This is a genomic window from Streptomyces sp. NPDC025638 (assembly GCF_055558775.1).
Window position 1 is genome coordinate 537,742 of the sequence record NZ_JBVHLX010000002.1, and the last position, 12,509, is coordinate 550,250.

Annotated in this window: 16 protein-coding genes and 2 pseudogenes; 6 read left to right on the forward strand and 12 right to left on the reverse strand. The window is 71.0% G+C overall.

The genetic code is table 11. The annotated features are described in order from the left end of the window. Positions 1 to 35 precede the first annotated feature (35 nt). Positions 36 to 605 (forward strand): annotated as a pseudogene (locus ACZ4EG_RS06545) (rhodanese-like domain-containing protein). Between the two features lie 46 nt (positions 606 to 651). Here the strand turns inward: ACZ4EG_RS06545 and trxA are convergent. From trxA to ACZ4EG_RS06560, 3 genes are read right to left on the reverse strand one after another with little or no spacing between them, the layout of a single operon-like run. After that, positions 652 to 1,020: a thioredoxin gene (gene trxA / locus ACZ4EG_RS06550; protein ID WP_467789779.1), complete on the reverse strand. Its 369-nt coding sequence runs from the start codon at positions 1,018 to 1,020 to the stop codon at positions 652 to 654. Positions 1,021 to 1,061: 41 nt separating this feature from the next. Then, positions 1,062 to 2,756, reverse strand: coding sequence for an aminotransferase class V-fold PLP-dependent enzyme (locus ACZ4EG_RS06555; protein WP_467789780.1), 1,695 nt, complete (start codon positions 2,754 to 2,756; stop codon positions 1,062 to 1,064). After that, positions 2,753 to 3,205 (reverse strand): OsmC family protein, encoded by a 453-nt coding sequence (locus ACZ4EG_RS06560; RefSeq protein WP_467789781.1) that lies wholly within the window; start codon positions 3,203 to 3,205, stop codon positions 2,753 to 2,755. The genes ACZ4EG_RS06555 and ACZ4EG_RS06560 overlap by 4 nt, the downstream gene beginning before the upstream one ends. 276 nt (positions 3,206 to 3,481) lie before the next feature. On the opposite strand from ACZ4EG_RS06560, the gene sqr reads away from it, so the two are divergent. The 4 genes from sqr to ACZ4EG_RS06580 are packed head-to-tail and all read left to right on the forward strand — an operon-like array spanning position 3,482 to position 6,244. Next, complete coding sequence (sqr, locus tag ACZ4EG_RS06565) at positions 3,482 to 4,723, forward strand: type III sulfide quinone reductase, selenoprotein subtype (RefSeq protein WP_467789782.1); 1,242 nt, start codon at positions 3,482 to 3,484, stop codon at positions 4,721 to 4,723. Positions 4,724 to 4,739: 16 nt separating this feature from the next. Then, positions 4,740 to 5,057, forward strand: coding sequence for a TusE/DsrC/DsvC family sulfur relay protein (locus tag ACZ4EG_RS06570; protein WP_467789783.1), 318 nt, complete (start codon positions 4,740 to 4,742; stop codon positions 5,055 to 5,057). A gap of 40 nt (positions 5,058 to 5,097) precedes the next feature. After that, entirely contained in the window at positions 5,098 to 5,571 is a 474-nt protein-coding gene (locus tag ACZ4EG_RS06575; protein WP_467789784.1) for a DsrE/DsrF/DrsH-like family protein, read from the forward strand. A 1-nt stretch (position 5,572) separates the two neighbouring features. After that, positions 5,573 to 6,244, forward strand: a complete 672-nt coding sequence (locus tag ACZ4EG_RS06580) for a PIG-L family deacetylase (RefSeq protein ID WP_467789785.1) — start codon at positions 5,573 to 5,575, stop codon at positions 6,242 to 6,244. 18 nt (positions 6,245 to 6,262) lie between these two features. On the opposite strand, the gene ACZ4EG_RS06585 is transcribed toward ACZ4EG_RS06580, so the two are convergent. Then, a complete protein-coding gene (locus ACZ4EG_RS06585; protein WP_467789786.1) occupies positions 6,263 to 6,502 on the reverse strand; it encodes a hypothetical protein in 240 nt (79 codons plus the stop codon). 331 nt (positions 6,503 to 6,833) lie between these two features. On the opposite strand from ACZ4EG_RS06585, the gene ACZ4EG_RS06590 reads away from it, so the two are divergent. After that, entirely contained in the window at positions 6,834 to 7,511 is a 678-nt protein-coding gene (locus ACZ4EG_RS06590; protein WP_467789787.1) for a peroxiredoxin, read from the forward strand. A 26-nt stretch (positions 7,512 to 7,537) separates the two neighbouring features. Here ACZ4EG_RS06590 and ACZ4EG_RS06595 read toward each other — a convergent pair whose 3' ends face one another. From ACZ4EG_RS06595 to ACZ4EG_RS06630, 8 genes and pseudogenes are all read right to left on the reverse strand, one after another. Further along, positions 7,538 to 8,143, reverse strand: a complete 606-nt coding sequence (locus ACZ4EG_RS06595) for a class I SAM-dependent methyltransferase (protein ID WP_467789788.1) — start codon at positions 8,141 to 8,143, stop codon at positions 7,538 to 7,540. Positions 8,144 to 8,317: 174 nt separating this feature from the next. Next, positions 8,318 to 8,623, reverse strand: coding sequence for a three-helix bundle dimerization domain-containing protein (locus ACZ4EG_RS06600; protein ID WP_467789789.1), 306 nt, complete (start codon positions 8,621 to 8,623; stop codon positions 8,318 to 8,320). A gap of 31 nt (positions 8,624 to 8,654) precedes the next feature. Next, entirely contained in the window at positions 8,655 to 8,951 is a 297-nt protein-coding gene (locus ACZ4EG_RS06605) for a metal-sensitive transcriptional regulator (protein ID WP_467789790.1), read from the reverse strand. 49 nt (positions 8,952 to 9,000) lie between these two features. Next, positions 9,001 to 9,972, reverse strand: coding sequence for a sulfite exporter TauE/SafE family protein (locus ACZ4EG_RS06610; RefSeq protein ID WP_467789791.1), 972 nt, complete (start codon positions 9,970 to 9,972; stop codon positions 9,001 to 9,003). 38 nt (positions 9,973 to 10,010) lie between these two features. After that, positions 10,011 to 10,457 (reverse strand): annotated as a pseudogene (locus ACZ4EG_RS06615) (FAD-dependent oxidoreductase); the annotation flags it as partial. A 46-nt stretch (positions 10,458 to 10,503) separates the two neighbouring features. Next, the gene (locus ACZ4EG_RS06620) at positions 10,504 to 10,830 is read right to left on the reverse strand and encodes a rhodanese-like domain-containing protein (RefSeq protein WP_467789792.1); all 327 of its coding nucleotides are present in this window, start codon (positions 10,828 to 10,830) and stop codon (positions 10,504 to 10,506) included. 95 nt (positions 10,831 to 10,925) lie between these two features. Further along, positions 10,926 to 11,795 (reverse strand): sensor histidine kinase, encoded by an 870-nt coding sequence (locus ACZ4EG_RS06625; RefSeq protein ID WP_467789793.1) that lies wholly within the window; start codon positions 11,793 to 11,795, stop codon positions 10,926 to 10,928. 8 nt (positions 11,796 to 11,803) lie between these two features. Further along, positions 11,804 to 12,337 (reverse strand): hypothetical protein, encoded by a 534-nt coding sequence (locus tag ACZ4EG_RS06630; RefSeq protein WP_467789794.1) that lies wholly within the window; start codon positions 12,335 to 12,337, stop codon positions 11,804 to 11,806. Between the last annotated feature and the right edge of the window lie 172 nt (positions 12,338 to 12,509).

Here is a 12,509-nt window from a genome sequence, read left to right on the forward strand (position 1 = left end):
CGGGACGTCGTCGACCATTAAGGATCACAGCTGCCATGACCAACTCCCCCGCTCCCGTCACACTCGGCACGGACCAGGCCCGCACCCGGCTCCACGGGCTCACCGTCATCGACGTGCGCACGCAACCGGCCATCTGCCCGGCGCCCTGAACATCCCCCTGGACCACGTCCGGCGGGCCCTGTCGGAGATACGGCACGCCGCCGACCGCGGGGACGTTCGTCGTGTGCGCCTCAGGTGCCCGCTCGGAGAACGCCTGCAAGCTGCTGGCCGAGCACGGCATCGCTACAGCCACGCTCTCCGGCGGAATCGGCGCCTGGACGGACGGGAACGATCTGCACCGCCCCGCGGCCTGCGACACCCGTTCCGGGTGGAGCATGGAACGCCAGGTCCGCTTCACGGCCGGCGCCGTGGTGCTCCCCGGTCTCGTGCTCGGTCTGCTCGTGCACCCTGCTTTCCAGTTCCTGTCGGCGGGCATCGCGGGCGGCCTGGTCTTCTCCGCGCTCACCAACACCTGCGCCATGGCGGTCGTCCTCGGCAAGCTGCCCCGCAACCGCCCCCGCCCGGCCGATCTCGACGCCGCGCTCACCGCTCTGCGCAGCCGCTGAGCGGTACGTTCGAGGGCACCCGCAGACTCCGTGGGTGCTCCGAGCGTCACTTCGCTCCCGCCGAGCCCGCGGCCTGTCGCCGTACGTCCTCCACGTCGACGGCCCGGATCTTGCCGATGAGCTCCTCCAGCGCCTGCGGCGGCAGCGCGCCCGGCTGGGCGTACAGCACGGCCCGGTCGCGGACGGCCATCAGAGTGGGGATGGAAGAAATCTGGAAGGCCGTTGCCAGTTCGGGCTGTGCGTCGGCGTCGACCTTGCCGAAGACGATGTCCGGGTGACGCCGGGCCGCCTTCTCGTAGATGGGGCCGAACATCCGGCAGGGTCCGCACCAGGCCGCCCAGAAATCGATCAGCACGATCTGCGAACCGGTGACGGTCTCCTCGAAGTTGTCCTTGGTCAGTTCAACGGTCGACATGGCTTCCGGTCTCCTCTCAAATACCCGGTGGGGTATCTGGTTCAACCGGTGCCGGTCCGGGTTTGTTCCAGGCAGACGGGCGGCAGGGGGAACCATCGCATGCGCTCGAAGTCGGCCGGCAGCCCGGTGGGGCCGCCGTCCAGGCGGTCGGAACGAGAGGCGAGCACCTCGCGGGCGCGGCCGAGTTGAGCGGACAGTGCCTCCTCTCCCAGCCGGTGGTGGCGGACGGCCTGGGTGCTGATGCCTCCGTCGGCGGTGAAGTGCACGTCGGTCAGCCGCAGCGGGGGATCGGCGGCACCGGCGTGGTGGCGCCACTGCCCGGTGTGCGGGTCGAAGCGGTAGTCGGGCAGGAGCCGGTGGCCGTGCGTGGCGATCAGGCCGACGGCTTCGATGAGGTAGTCGCGGACGACGTCGCTGATGAAGTAGTTGAAGTTGACGCGGGTCCAGCCGGGTTTGATGCCGTCGCAGCCGTGGACGACCTCGTCGAGCAGGGCATGGGAGGTGGCCGCGTCGATGGCGAGCAGGCGGTGGCCGTACGGTCCGGCGCACGAACAGCCGCCGCGGGCCTGGATGCCGAACAGGTCGTTGAGCAGGGCGACGACGTAGTTGTGGTGCAGGTAGGAATGGCCGCCGTGACGGATGCGGAAGGAGATGATGGACAGCCGCCGGGCGCGGTGGTTGCCGAGGATCTCGATGCGCGGGTTGGTGTCCCAGCGGGCCAGCGCCTGCCGCCAGTGGCGCTCCTCGGCGGCCTGGATCGTGTCGGTGCCGATGGCCTGTTTGAGGGCGAAGACCAGCCCGGCGCGGATGGACTCGACGATGGCCGGGGTGCCGCCCTCCTCGCGGGCGACCGGGTCGTCCAGGTAGCGGTGCCCGAGCGGGTCGACGAAGGCGACGGTGCCGCCGCCGGGCGCGGTGGGCACCTGGTTGCGGACCAGTTCACGGCGTACGACGAGGACACCCGGGGTCTGCGGACCGCCGACGAACTTGTGCGGTGAGAGGAAGAGGGCGTCCTTGTGATCGCCCGCGCCGGGCGCGCTCTCCGTGACCCGGATCGGAACGTACGGGGCGGCGGCCGCATAGTCCCAGAAGGAGAGGGCGCCGTGCGCGTGCAGCAGCCGGGCGATGCGGTCGGCGTCGGTGAGGATGCCGGTGACGTTGGACGCGGCGGAGAAGCTGCCGATGCGCAGCGGGCGGCCGGCGTACTGCCGCAGTTCCGCTTCGAGCCGGGCGAGGTCGATGTGGCCGTCCGGGTCCTCGTCGATGACCACGACGTCGGCGATCGACTCACGCCAGGGCAACTCGTTGGAGTGATGCTCGTACGGCCCGACGAACACCACCGGGCGCTCGGCCTCCGGCGGCTTCTCCGGACGGCGCAGCTCCAGGACGCCGACCAGTTTGTTCACCGCCGCGGTGGCGCCCGAACCGCAGAAGATCACGAGGTCGTCCTCGGTGCCTCCCACCGCGTCGCGGATGATCCGGCGGGCGTCCTCGCGCAGGCGGGTCGTCTGCAGACCGGTGCTGGAGCTCTCCGTGTGGGTGTTGCCGTAGCGCGGCAGCACCTGCGCGCGGACGAAGTCCTCGACGAAGTCCAGTGAGCGGCCGGAGGCGGTGTAGTCGGAGTAGACGAGCCGCTTCGGGCCGTACGGGCCGTCCAGCACCTCGTCGTCCCCGATGAGCCCGCCCCGGATGCGCTCCAGCAACGCCGACGCGGCCGGCGCCAAGGATGTGCTCATGGCTCCAGCTCGATCTCGATCTCGGGCGGCTGCTGGAGGGTGTTGTGCACCGTGCAGTGCGAGGCCACGGCCAGCAGAGCTGCCCTGCGCTGCGCGGGGAGCTCCGGCGGCGGCACGACCACGACGCGCAGGGAGGCGACACGGGCCGGGCGGTCGGTGGCCATCGTGAACTCCGTGCGGACCCGCAGGCCGGTGCGGGGCAGGCCGTGGCGGTGCAGGAAACGGCCCGCGTAGAAGGCGACGCAGGTGGCCAGGGAGGCGGCGAACAGCTCGGTGGGAGTGGGCGCGGTATCCGTGCCGCCCGCGTCCGCGGGCTGGTCGACCAGGAGCTGATGGCCCCGGACGTCGACGGCGTAGGCGTCCCCCTCGACGTGGGTGACCTCGAAACCGTGTACGTCCGCGTTCTGCGGCTGGTTCGTGCTGAGAGTCTGCGATGTGCTGCCGGTCATGGCCGGGCCCTTCTCGCCGGTGTCGATTGCTGACGGATCCCAGTCGACCGCGCACGGCACGGCGGATCGAGAGGCCGAAGGGGTGCTCCGGGAGCCGTTCGGCCCTCGTGCGAGCCAGCGTGACGATATACCGTGCCGGGTATTTTTCCAGGGCATTCGCGGCGGGTGAGCGAGCCATGGGGTCGGTGGAGCGGGAAGAAGACATACCCGGGTGGGTACTCGGATGGGGACCTGTGGCCCATGCCTCGCTCTCATCTCCCGCACGACAGTGGGGCCATGGGCACACACATCGTGATTCTCGGCGGCGGAACCGCCGGCACCATGACGGCCAACCGCCTGCGCCGCACATACGACGAGAGCGAGTACCGCATCACGGTCGTCGACCAGGACGACGACCACGTCTACCAGCCCGGACTGCTGTTCGTCCCCTTCGGGCTGGCCCAGCCGCACCACCTGGTCCGGTCCCGTCCGCGACAGCTGCACGCCGGCATCGACTACAAGCACTCGCGGATCGAGCGGGTCAACCTGGACGCGCGGACGGTGCACCTGGGCGGCGGTATCCGGCTGGGCTACGACGTCCTTGTCGTCGCCACCGGCGCCCGGCTGCTGCCGGAGGAGACCGAGGGGCTGACCGGTCCCGGCTGGGGCGAGAAGGTCTTCACCTTCTACGACCTGCCCGGCGCCGTGGGTCTGCACGACGCGCTGGAGCGCTTCGACGGCGGCCGGGTCGTCATCGACGTCGCCGATCTGCCGGTCAAGTGCCCCGTGGCACCCCTGGAGTTCGCCTTCCTGGCCGACTGGTACTTCCAGCGGCGCGGGATCCGGGACCGGGTCGAGCTGACATACGTGACCCCGTTGGACGGCGCGTTCACCAAGCCGGTCGCGGCGAAGACGCTGGGCGGGCTGCTCAAGGAGAAGGGGGTCGAGTTGGTCACCGAGTTCACGCTCGGCGAGGTCGACAGCGCCGGCGGCCGGCTGGTGTCGTACGACGAACGCGAAGTGCCCTTCGACCTGGCGGCCGTCGTCCCGCTGCACGGTGGCGTCGAGTACGTGGAGCGCTCCGAGGGTCTGGGTGACGAACTCGGCTTCGTACCCGTGGATGCGCACACCCTGCAACTCCCCGGCCGCCCGGAGGTGTTCGCGATCGGTGACGCGGCCGGTCTGCCCGCCTCCAAGGCAGGGTCGGTGGCGCACTTCGAGGGCGAGGTGCTGGTGCGCAACATCGGCCGCTTCCTGGCCGGAGAGGCACTGGACGCCTCCTTCGACGGGCACGCCAACTGCTTCGTGGAGACCGGATTCCACAAGGCCCTGCTCATCGACTTCAACTACGAGACCGAGCCGCTGCCCGGCCACTTCCCCGCCTCGGTCGGCCTGCCCCTGCTGAAGGAGTCGCACGCCAACCACCTCGGCAAGCTCGCCTTCGAGTGGCTGTACTGGCACAGCCTGCTGCCCGGCCGGGACATGCCCGGCATCGGCTCGGCGATGCCCGAGCACGGCAAGAACCACGTCCACGTCTGAGCTGAGGAGAACCGCCATGCCCACCGCCACCTACGCCGACACCGCCGTCCCCGTCGACGACGAAGGCTTCTTCACCGACCCCGCGCAGTGGACCGAGCCGATGGCCGACCAGATCGCCCGCGAGGCCGGTATCGAGACGCTGACCGACCGGCACTGGACGGTGATCCGTTTCATGCGCGCCCAGTACGCGGAGAAGGGCACCGGTCCGACCGTGCGTGTCCTTGGCAAGACGTCCGGCGTGAGCGTCAAGGAGCTCTACCAGCTCTTCCCCAAGGGACCGGCGAAGACCGCCGCGAAGATCGCCGGCATCCCCAAGCCCCGCGGCTGCATCTGACATCTCCGCCATCGTCTCTGCCATCGAGGAGCGTGCCGTCATGGCCGACACCGCCACGATCGAGAAGATCTCGATCATCATCTCCAAGGGATCCCTGGAAGGGATCTACCCGGCCCTGATCATGGCCAACGGCGCCCGCGCCGAGGGCATCGAGGCCGACCTGTTCTTCACCTTCTTCGGCCTGGACGCGATCACGAAGAAGCGCTGGGAGCACATCAAGCTGGCCACCGTGGGCAATCCGGGCCTGCACCTGCCGACCCTGCTGGGTGGCATGCCGGGCGTGCCGGACCTGGTCACCCGGTACATGGAACGCAAGATGGACAAGCTCGACATCCCGCCGATCCCCGAGTTCATCGAGATGATCGCCGACACCGGCGCGGGCATCTACGCCTGCAAGGCGTCCGTCGACCTCTTCGAACTCGACAAGGACGACCTGGTCGACCAGGTCCAGGACATCATCACGGTCGGCGAGTTCTACGAACACGCGGCCGGCGGCCAGATCATCTACACCTGAAATGGCCGGCACTGTACCCGGCCTGCCGGACGGGGTGCGGCGGGTGCTGGCCGTGGTCGCCCATCCCGACGACGAGTCGTTCGGGCTGGGCGGCCTGTTGGCTCTGCTGGCTGGCGGCGGCGGGCCCGCGGTGGTGCTCTGCTTCACCCATGGCGAGGCGTCCGCCCTGCATGGCAGGCCCGGAGACCTGCACACCGTCCGCGCGGACGAACTCGCCTGCGCTGCAAGGGAGCTGGGCGTCGAGCGTGTGGAACTGGCCGGATACCCGGACGGCGCTCTCGTCGACATCCCGTTGCCCAGGCTCGCCGCGGAGGTGGCTCGCCTGATCGGTGAGGAGCGCCCCAGTCACCTGCTCGTGTTCGACACGGGAGGCGTCACCGGGCACCGGGACCACCAACGAGCCACCGAGGCCGCGCTGCTCGCCGCCCGCCGGGCCGGTGTCGCGGTCCTGAGCTGGACCCTGCCGCGGGACGTGGCGGACCGGTTGAACGCCGAGTTCGGCACGTCTTTCACCGGGCGGGAGCCGGCCGAGTGCCGTGTCGTCGAGCCGGTGCCGCGGGAGCGGCAACGCCGTGCCATCGCCTGTCATGCCAGTCAGTCGTCCGACAATCCGGTGCTCTGGCGCCGTCTGGAACTCCTGGGCGACCGGGAGTACCTGCGGATCCTGGAGTGACCCGGACCCACGCCGACGTCAGGACGAACGGGAGTTGTTCCGCGACGGCCCGACGGGGTCGTTGCCGCGCTCGGTCAGGCCGGCCTGCAGGAGGAGCAGGCGGGCCAGGTCGCGTGCCTCGTCGGCGGTGAGGGCCGCCCACACTCCCGGCTCGCCGCCTTGGTCCCGGCCCACGTCCAGGGTGACCCGGCTGATGGGCCGGTCCGCGGGCGCTAGCCACAGGCATCGCACGGCGATCCTGCGCCCGCAGTTGGTCACGATAGAGCCGTCCTTGCTCCCAAGGGGCCGATCGGGTCCTGAGGTTGCCATCGTTCTCACGCTCCTCCGCCGGGTCGGTGCCGGTCCCCGGCGGGCGTCTTCTGAGATGCGTATACCCGGCGGGGTATAAGGGGCAGCGCTGCGTAAGGCCGCATTGTTCCCCACTCGCACGCGCGCGGCCGCTCCCGGCCGATGCGGGTGCCTCGGTCGGACGGCTGGTGCAAGGGGCGAAGGGGGAGTCAGTAGGGCCGTTCGGCTCTCCATGGGCCTCGGGTTGTGAAAATACCGTGTGGGGTATCCGAATCCGTGATCGTTCGGGAGAGATCCTCCGATGACCGTCTCCGACCAGTCGCCTCAGCCCGCCAATGACACCCGTTTGCCGCTCATCGGCGACAGGGCACCGGACTTCGAGGCCGAATCCACCCATGGGCCCGTCCGGCCGGCCGACTACGCCGGCCGGTGGCTGGTGCTCTTCAGCCACCCGGCGGACTTCACGCCGGTGTGCACCACCGAGTTCGTCGCCTTCACCGAACTCGCCGACGAGTTCGCCGCCCGCAACACCGCCCTGCTCGGCAACTCCGTGGACTCCGTCCACAGCCACCTCGCCTGGACCCGCGCGATCGAGGAGAAGCTCGGCGTGCGCATCCCGTTCCCGATCATCGCCGACCTGGACATGCGCGTCTCGCACGCCTACGGCATGCTCCACCCGAACACCTCGGGCACCGCCGCCGTACGCGCCGTCTTCGTCATCGACCCGGAGCAGACCGTCCGGGCGGTGCTGTACTACCCGATGAACGCCGGGCGCATGATCCCCGAGATCCTGCGGCTCCTCGACGCCCTGCAGACCTCCGACCGTGACGACGTCTCCTGCCCCGCCAACTGGCATCCCGGCGAGGACGTCGTCCTCGGCGCCCCGCGCACCCAGGCCGAACTGGAGGCCCGGCTGGCCGACCACAGCGTCAAGCTCACCGACTGGTACCTGGCGACGAAGCCCGGCACACCGGCCTGACCCGCGCATGCCCTTCCGGGACGGTGTCATCTCCGTACGGCGTGGACGAGCGCGTCGAGGGCCGTGCGGCTGACGCCGTCGCCATCGGTCACCACCCGGGTGACCGTCTCGGATCGCAGGATGTCGGCGTACGGCCGCCACAGGTCGGCGATCTGCCCGGCGTTGTAGAGCACGCGCGGATCCTGCGGGCCGCCGTGACCGTGCTCCGGATTGGCCGCGTCGTGGCCGACGAGCAGCAGGGTTCCGCCTCGGTGCACGGCGGTGGCGGCTCGGGTCAGCACCTGGGCCATCTGCGGCCACGGCAGGTGCAGATATGCGATCAGTACCAGGTCGTACGTTGCCTCCGGGGGCGCCCAGAGGGTGAGGTCGGCGCGGACGGTGTGCAGCCGCACGCCCCGGTCGGCGGCCAGCCGCTCGGCTTTTTCCAGCGCTACGGCGGAGAAGTCCACGGCGTCCACCTCCCAGCCCCTTTCCGCGAGCCAGACCGCGTTGCGTCCCTCTCCGGCGGCGAGGTCCACCGCCCGGCCGGTCGGCTTCAGACCGGCCAACTCCTGTTCGACGAACCGGTTGGGCTCTGCCTTCCACACCAGTTCGCTGCCCCGGTACCGCTCGTCCCAGCCCGCTGAGTCCATCGTGTGCACCTCATCCCTCCGAGTGAGTGGAAACCTCGGCCGTACTGTTGTCGTCGTCCGGCTCTTCCGTATCGTCCCCGGCGAGCAGATACGGGTAGGGGCAGCTGCTGGGGTCCGGGGCGATGCAGGCGTTGCAGGGTCGGGATCGGTCGAGAACGCACTTCGGGGTTGGTCTCATGTCTTGACACCTCCCTCGTCCCGGGTGTCGAAGCGGCCGGACAGCTGCCGCGAGGCGCGTTTGAAGGCCAGAACGGGAACGTAGTGGCGCAGGCGCGCGTCGGCGAAGAACGCGAACGCCTCTGCCGCCGCGCCCGCCAGCGCCTCCGACGGGACGTCCGGGAATCGGCGCGTGAGCCGCGCCTGGACGTCCCGGCGGGCGCGCTGCTCAGCCGCCGGTGTCGGTGGGCCGGCCGGTCGGGTGTCGGGGCAGTGGCTGCCCGGCTGGACGGACCGGCCGGTGATGACGGGGAGGGCGGTCATCTTCATACCTCCTGAGGCATGGGGTCCGGGGTCAGGCGAGGGTCAGGAACAGTTTCTCCAGTTCGGCCTCGCTCAGTGGAGGGGTGTGTCCTCGCTGTCGTTCGGCGAGGCACTGGCGAATGCCGCCCGCCACTATCTTGAAGCCGGCCCGGTCCAGTGCGTGGGAGACCGCGGCCAGCTGGGTGACGACGTCCTTGCGGTCGCGCCCCGCGTCGATCATGGCGATGACCGCGGTCAGTTGTCCCTGGGCCCGCCGCAGCCGGTGGTGCACTTCGGCCCACGAGTCCGCTTCCTCCTTCACGAGGTTCACGACTTCTGTCTCGTCCATCACCGGGCACCTCCTGGGGCCGGGTTCGCCAGAGGTTCGGCAGGCGCCGCTACGCGTCGTGCGGCGACGGCGCGGTGCCGCCGCTGCGGACGGTGTCCTCTTCTGTGGGGTAGGCAACCGGCCGTGCGTCTTCCTCGAGGGGCGGGGCCGATGCGTCGTTCGTCAGGCTCCGTGTCCGCTCGGCGTTGCGCAGCATGTACCAGCTGAACACGACGCCCGCCGTCACGGCCACGGAGGCCCACGTCCAAGGGTTGGTCAGCAGGGTGTGACGCAGATCGGAGCTGATCTGCTGGCCGAGGACGAAGACGCCCATGACGGCTACGAACCAGCCGAAGGACTTGCGCAGTGCGTCCTGCGGGATGCGTCCGGCGAGGAGGCCGCCGAGCAGGCTGCCGACGACGGCGGTCGCCGTGACGAGGGCGGCGAACCCCCAGTCGATGTGCACGCTGGCGAGGTAACCGGCCAGGCCCGCGAAGGACTTCATGGAGATGACCAGCAGTGAGGTGCCGACGGCCACGGTCATCGGCAGTCCGCCCAGCAGGGCCAGGGCGGGCACGACCAGGAAGCCTCCGCCCGCGCCTACCAGTCCGGTGACCAGGCCCACCACGATGCCCTCCGACAGGACGTGGAACACCGGGAGTTCGTGGTGGACCTTCTTCGGCTGCTGCTTGCGTCCCCGGATCATGGCGACCGCGGTGGCGATCATCATGAGGGCGAACGCGAGCAGCAGGACGCTGCCGGGGATGAACTCGGCCAGCCGCCCGCCCGCGTAGGCGCCGGTCATGCCGGCCAGACCGAACAGCAGCCCGGTGCGCCAGCGGACGCGTCCGGCACGGGCGTGCGAGACGACCCCGGCGGCGCTGGTGACGCCGACGACGAACAGCGAGGTGGCGATGGCCTGCTTGGTCTCCATGCCGGCCAGGTAGACCAGGATGGGCACGGTCAGGATGGACCCGCCGCCGCCCAGGACGCCGAGGCTGACCCCGATGAGCAGCGACGCGGCGATGATGACGGCGATCATGAGGTGCCCCGCAGCGCGGCGACGACGGTGTCGATGTCGGTGCGCGGGGCGTACTCGGGGGCGTAGTTGCTGCTCACCCGGTCGTGGCCGATCGCCTCGGCGAGGCCGGGCACGCCGTCCCGGTCGAGTTGGAGACCGGGGGCCATGACCAGGTTCTCGTAGGTGAGTTCGGCGCCGCCGGACAGGGTTATCGTGCGGGCGTCGGGGGCGACGGCCAGGGCGCGCCGGCGGATCCAGCGCACTCCGTCGGGAATGACGGAGCCTTCGGGGCGGCGGGTCGTGTGCAAAGGTGCCTGGCCGCCGCCGACCAGGGTCCACAGCGGCTGGTACCAGTGGGTGTCGGACGGTTCGATCAGGGTGATGTCGCTGACGCCGGCGCGGCGCAGGCGGGCGGCGACGCTGATGCCGGCGCTGCCGCCGCCGATGACGGCGACGCGGTGGCGGCCGGAGATCGGTGTGTCGGTGGGGGAGGGGGTGGCGGCCAAAGCAGGGCTCCTTTCCAGCCGGCCGGTGTGCGGGTCTCGGACGGGGTCAGGCGGCGTGCTCGTGCGAACCGGCCGCGACAGGACGTCCGTTGCGGAGCCAGGCGCCGGTGCCGCCGGCCACGGAACGGGCATTGATGCCGCGGGAGTTCATCCAGTCGGCGGCGGTCCTGCTGCGGTTGCCGCTGGCGCAGATCACGTACACCGGCCGGTCGGCGGGCAGCTCATCGCACCGGGCGGGGACGGAACGCAGCGGCATCAGCCGCGCGCCCGGTACATGCCCGGCCGCATACTCGACGGCCTCCCGCACGTCGATGACGAGCCCGCCGCTGGCCCAGGCCGCCACGAACGCCTCCTGTGTTGTCTCGCGAGCCACTTCGTTGTCTCCTCAATTACCCCCCGGGGTATCACTCTGGCGAGAGTACGACGGCTGGGAGTGGCCCGTCAAATACCCCTAGGGGTATTTGCCCGTCAGGCAACTCGCGGCTCGGCACCAGGGTCAGGAATGAGCCGTGATCCCCGTGACTCGGCCCGAGGCAGCCGGAGGGTCATCCGCGTCCCGCCGCCCGGTCCGGAGTCGGCGGAAACCGTTTCGCCGTGTGCGGTGATCAGCTCTTTGACGACGGCGAGGCCGCTGCCGCTGCCGCTGCCGCTGCCGCCTCCGGCTCGAGCGAGGGCCCCACGCCACAGACGCTCGAAGACGTGCGGCAGCCCGGCGGCGGGGATGCCCGGACCGGTGTCGGCCACCTCGACCAGCGCTTCGGCGGATGTGGCGGACGTAGTGACGGTGACGGTGTCGCCGGGACGGCAATGGCGGGCCGCGTTGCTCAGCAGATTGCCGAGGGTCAGGTGCAGCCGGTCCGCGTCCGCGCGGACCAGCAGGGGAACGGATTCCGTGCCGGTGCGCACGGTCAGTCCGGCGGTGCGCAGTTCGGCCTCGCGGTCGGCCACGGCGGCGCGGACCATGGCCGTCGGATCCACCTCGGCCAGGTGCAGGGACAGCCGGGCCGACTCGGCCTCCGCCAGTTCCCCGAGGTCGCCGATGATGCGGCCCAGCCGCAGGGTCTGGTCGTGCAGGGAGGCCAGGCGCCGAGCAGACGGGTCGGCGTAGCCGTCGCGCAGTTCCTCAAGCCCCGCCTGCAACGAGGCCAGCGGCGTGCGCAGTTCGTGGGCGACGTCCGAGGCGAGCCGGTGGCGGGCCTGCTCGGCGTGGCTGACGTCGTCGGCCATGGCGTCGAAGGCACGGGCGAGGTCGCCGAGTTCGCCGGGTGCATCGATGTGGGTCCGTGCGGTGCGGTCTCCGGTGGCCGGCGCGCGGGCGGTGGCCGCGACCCGGACCACGGGAGCGGTCAGGCGCCGGGTGACGACCAGCTCACGGCCAGTGCCAGGGCGACGGCGCCGACGGCGGCCGCGGCCACCCAGCCCCAGGCGACGGACAGCCCCGCCGACCCGGAGCCTGCCGAGAAGAGCAGGCGCACGGAGCCGACGGTGCTGCCGACCACCACCATGGGCGCGCTCGCACCGGGGCCCGAGCCGGCGCCCTGCCCGTGATGCCCGCGGCCCGAGCCGGACTTGCCGTGGTCGTCTTCCGCCCCCGAGCCGGAGCCACCGGACATCACCTCGTCGTCCGCGTTCCGCACCGTGAGCACCGCCCCGGCGCCGACCGCGATGGAGCGCGCGGTCGACGGGTCCGCTGCCGACCAGCCGCCCGCGGCCCGGTAGGCGTCGGCTGCGGCTGCGGCCACCCGGGAGGCGGTGCGTTGACGGTCGGCCTGGTGGGCGCTGCTGATCCCGCGGTCGGCACCGACGAGCGCCGCCGCCGTCAGCAGGGCCACGGACGCCAGTGCGACCACGGTGAACGCGGCGAAGAGCCGTCGCCCCAACGGGCCGAGCCCGCCGGGCAGTCGAGTGGGTGGGCCGGTTGGCCGCGGTGCGGCGCGGGAGTCTCACGGGTCACGGGTCCACCCCAGCTGGTAGCCCAACAGCCAGCACGGGTGGGCGATCCGCGTCGGCCGCTGAGCACGGGAAGCAACGTCCAACCCCCGGGGCACGCAG